This window comes from Streptomyces sp. CO7, from assembly GCF_053474865.1.
In genome coordinates, this window is record NZ_JBRIOU010000001.1 from 244,684 (window position 1) to 248,842 (window position 4,159).

The window sequence follows — 4,159 nt, forward strand, 5'->3', positions numbered from 1 at the left end:
GGGAGGTACTGGGTGGCCTCGCCGTCGCCGCCGGGAGACTGCGCCTGGGGCCCGGTTATCCGGCGCAGCATCTGGGTGTCGCGGTCCATGCCCTGCTGCGGGGAATGCGGCGCGGGATGCTGGGCGGAGTGCTGCTGGGGGTGCTGCGGGTGCTGCCCGGCGTGCTGCGGGCCGTCCGCGGACTGCGGCGGGACCGGCGGGAGGTACTGGGTGGCGGCCTGGTCGCCGGCCGGCACCGGGGGGATGAACTGGGTGGCCGCGAAGTCGCCGGGCGCCGCGGGTATGGGCTGTATGAACTGCGTGGCGGCCTCGTCGGCGAAGCCACCGGTCCCGGCCTGACCGGGGTGCGCCGGGTGACCCAGGTGGCCCGGCTGGCCCGTGGGGCCCGGCTGCCCCTGGTGGCCCGGCTGTCCCGTGTGGCCCTGGTGGCCCGGCTGCCCCTGGTGGCCCGGCTGTCCCGTGTGGCCCTGGTGGCCCGGCCCGCCGTGCGGCGCGGACGGACCCGTCGACGTGGACGGACCCGGAGGCACCGGCGGGAGGTACTGGGTGGCGGCCTCGCCGTGACCGCTGCCCGCCGGGGTCTCGGGGGGCAGCGGGCCGGGTCCGGGCGCGCCGGTCCACAGCTGCGGTGCGGAGTCCCAGGCGCCGTGGGCACCGTCGCCGTGGGTCCCGTCGCCGTGGGTCCCGTCGCCGTGGGTCCCGGCGCCCTGCCAGTTCTCCTCCGGCTGCGACGGTCGCGGGTACGGCGACCGGTCCGGCTGGTCCGGCGTCCACGGACCGCCGTGTCCACTCTGCGTCACCGGGGCTCCTACATCGGGGGGCTTGCGGAATCGTCGGCTCACGCTACCCGCTCGTCCGCCGTGCCCTCCACCCAACCTCCCACCGCACCCTGTGAGCAGCCCAGTTGGAGCCGGCGCCGCTCGCGGGGCGCGGCCGCGCGCCCTCGCCTCACGCCACGGCCAGGCGCTCCGTGAAGGCGCGGACCGGGGCCTCGGAGCGGTACGGCTCCAGGCGGTGCCGGAAGTCGTCCAGGTACTCGGCACCCCGGTCCGAGCGCAGCGAGCCGAGGATCCGCGCGGCGTCCAGCGCGGTCGCGCAGGCCTGTTCCAGCTCCCTGCGCTGCAGCTGGGCCGTGGCGAGCAGCACGTGGCCGATGGCCCGGCGGCGTGCCCGGGTCTCGGGGTGGCCGTCCAGCGACCGGCGGGCGTAGCGCTCGGCCTGCTCGGCCTGCCCGAGGTCCCGGTGGCAGTGGGCCAGTTCGTCGGCGAGGTAGGCCTCGTCGAAGTGGCTGATCCACACCGGGTCGTCGCCGGCCTCGGTGGCGCCGGCTGCCGCCTCCATGGCGTCCAGCGCCCTGCCGCAGGCCACCTCGGCCGCCGCCGTGTCGCCCAGCACCGCGTGCCCCCGCGCCTCGGCGGCGTGGAACATCGCCTGGGCGCGCGGGGTGACCCGGCCGCGCGCGCCCTCCTGGGCCGCGCGGGCCAGCTGGGCGATCTCCCGCGGGTTGCCGAGCTGCGCCGCCAGGTGGCTCATGGAGGCCGCGAGCACGTAGCCGCCGTAGCCGCGGTCGCCTGCCGCCTGGGCCAGGCGCAGCGCCTGGATGTAGTAGCGCTGGGCGAGCGCGGGCTGCCCGGTGTCCACCGCCATGTAGCCGGCCAGTTCGGTGAGGCGGGCGACCGCGGCGAACAGCTCGCGCCCCACCGACTCCTTGTAGGACCCGGAGAGCAGCCCGGAGACCACGCTGTTGAGGTAGTGGACCAGGACCGGCCGGACGTGACCGCTGCCGAAGCGGTGGTCCAGGTCGACCAGGGCCTGCGTCATCGCCTTGACCGCGTCCACGTCGGAGGGGCCGACCCGGGGACCGACCGCGCGGGCGACCTGCGGGTCCGGGGCGGAGATCAGCCAGTCGCGGCTGGGCTCCACCAGGGCCGAGGCGGCCACCGAGGTGCCGGCCAGGAAGTCCCGCCGCCCCACGTCGCTGCGCCACAGCTCGCTGACCTGCTCGACCGCGCCCGCCACGGTGGGGGCGAACTGCAGGCCCACGCCGGTGGCGAGGTTCTTGCCGTTGGCCATGCCGATCTCGTCGATGGTGACGGCGCGCCCGAGCTTGCGGCCGAGCGCCTCGGCGATGACGGCGGGAGCGCGCCCCCGGGGCTGCTGGCCGCGGAGCCAGCGGGCCACCGAGGTCTTGTCGTAGCGCAGGTCGAGACCGTGTTCCGCGCCGCACAGGTTGACCCGGCGGGCCAGCCCGGCGTTGGAGCAGCCCGCCTCCTGGATGAGTGCCTGCAGCCGTTCGTTGGGCTGCCGTGCGACGAGTGGCCTGGCGGCCATCGAGTACCCCCTGTTGCATGCCGTTGGTGCCCTGGGTGGTGCCTGGTGCGGTCCTGGTGGTCCCGCGATCACGCGGGTCCTGGCCGGTGCGCCCGGCCGGGACCCCCAGTGGCTACCCAGCGCCCGCTCGCCCGCCGCCCGCGCGCCCCCTCGAATGCACCTGTGCGCCCCGTGCTCCCTGGCGCGGCAGTTCCCCTTCCGTGTGTCCGGCGTAACCCGGACGGATGAAAGGAGTTGAGTCGTTCGTGGAAAATACGATCTCCGGCACCGAAGTCACTCCTATCCCCCACCAGCGCGGCGAGGCAGGCCTTCAGGGCTCCGACGACGCCCGCACGCCGGTCTCCTCCGCGCTCGAGGCCGCCGTGCGCTATGCCGAGGAACGGCAGTGGCAGGTATTCCCCGGGGTGTCGCTGGAGACGGCGGCGGGGGTGGTGCGCTGCTCCTGCGGTGACGCGGCCTGCCCGTTGCCGGGGGCGCATCCGGAGGGGCCGGACTGGGCGGACCGGGCCACGCTCAGCGGGGCGGTCGCCCGGCGGATGTGGAGCCGCCGCCCCGAGGCCGCGGTGCTGCTGCCGACGGGGCACGGGTTCGACGTGGTGGACGTCCCGGAGACGGCGGGGTTCCTCGCGCTCGCCCGGCTGGACCGGCTGGGCACGGAGGGCGCGGCGGGCCCGGTGCTGCTGTCGCCGGACCGCCGGATGCGGTTCCTGGTGGCCCCGGGCGCGGTGGCGCGGGTGCCGCGCGCGGTCCGGGCGCTGGGGTGGACCCCCGAGGCTCTCGATCTCACGGTCACCGGCGCGGGGGGATGGATCCCGGCGCCGCCGACGCGCTACGGGGCGCGCGGTCCGGTCCAGTGGGTCCGGACCCCGGCCGACCGCCGCCTTCCCGACGCGGCCGTGCTGGTGCCCGCCCTCGCCTACGCCTGCACCCGCTGACCCTCCGCCGGGCCGACGGCGGTTCCGCCGCCCCGCGTGGCGGAACCGCCCGTACGTCCGGTTCGTCGCTGCGGAGGGGGAGCCGCGCGGCCGTGAGGGCCATAGGGTCGGTTCCGTGCCCGGTACCGGCCCAGCGGAGGGATGAGATGACTGCCGCCGTACGCGTGGAAGGCCTCTGGAAACGTTTCGGCGACCACGTCGCCGTCGGCGGGATCGACCTGGAGCTGCCCGCCGGGCGGTTCGTCGGCCTGGTCGGCCCCAACGGCGCCGGCAAGACCACCACCCTCTCGATGATCACCGGGCTGCTCCGGCCCGACCAGGGCAGGGTGGAGGTCGTCGGGCACGACGTGTGGCGCGACCCCGCCGCGGTGAAGGCGCGGATCGGCGTCCTCCCCGAGGGGCTGCGGCTCTTCGAACGGCTCTCGGGGAGCGAGCTCCTCTCCTACGCGGGCCGCCTGCGGGGTCTGCCCGGCGAGGAGACCGACAAGCGGGCGGCCCAGCTGATCGAGGTCCTCGACCTCTCCGCCGCCCGCGACAAGCTGGTCGTCGACTACTCCACCGGCATGCGCAAGAAGATCGGGCTCGCCTCGGCGCTGCTGCACAACCCCGAGGTGCTCTTCCTCGACGAGCCGTTCGAGGGCGTCGACCCGGTCTCCGCGCAGACCATCCGCACGGTGCTGGAGCGGTACACCGCCTCCGGCGCGACGGTGGTCTTCTCCTCCCACGTGATGGAACTGGTGGAGTCCCTCTGCGACTGGGTGGCGGTGCTGGCCGCCGGCCGGATCCGCGCCGCGGGCACGCTGGCGGAGGTACGCGGGGACGCCCCCTCGCTGCAGCAGGCCTTCCTCGAACTGGTGGGGGCGGGCGGCCGGGACGCGGGCAGCAGCCTGGAC

At 75.9% G+C, this 4,159-nt stretch carries 3 protein-coding genes and 1 pseudogene; 2 read left to right on the forward strand and 2 right to left on the reverse strand.

Features of this window, described 5'->3' with window-relative positions; all coding sequences use genetic code 11:
- Both ACOV8S_RS01135 and ACOV8S_RS01140 read right to left on the reverse strand, forming a co-directional pair.
- Positions 1-800, reverse strand: a pseudogene (locus ACOV8S_RS01135) (hypothetical protein); the annotation flags it as partial.
- Between the two features lie 148 nt (positions 801-948).
- Positions 949-2,331 carry a transcriptional regulator gene (locus tag ACOV8S_RS01140; RefSeq protein ID WP_448315411.1) on the reverse strand — a complete coding sequence of 461 codons (1,383 nt, stop codon included), beginning with the start codon at positions 2,329-2,331 and terminating at the stop codon, positions 949-951.
- Between the two features lie 245 nt (positions 2,332-2,576).
- Between ACOV8S_RS01140 and ACOV8S_RS01145 the strand changes: the two genes are divergently transcribed.
- Positions 2,577-3,266, forward strand: coding sequence for a bifunctional DNA primase/polymerase (locus ACOV8S_RS01145; protein WP_448315413.1), 690 nt, complete (start codon positions 2,577-2,579; stop codon positions 3,264-3,266).
- Positions 3,267-3,412: 146 nt separating this feature from the next.
- Positions 3,413-4,159: ABC transporter ATP-binding protein (locus ACOV8S_RS01150; RefSeq protein WP_448315415.1), on the forward strand; the 747-nt coding region annotated here is incomplete at its 3' end.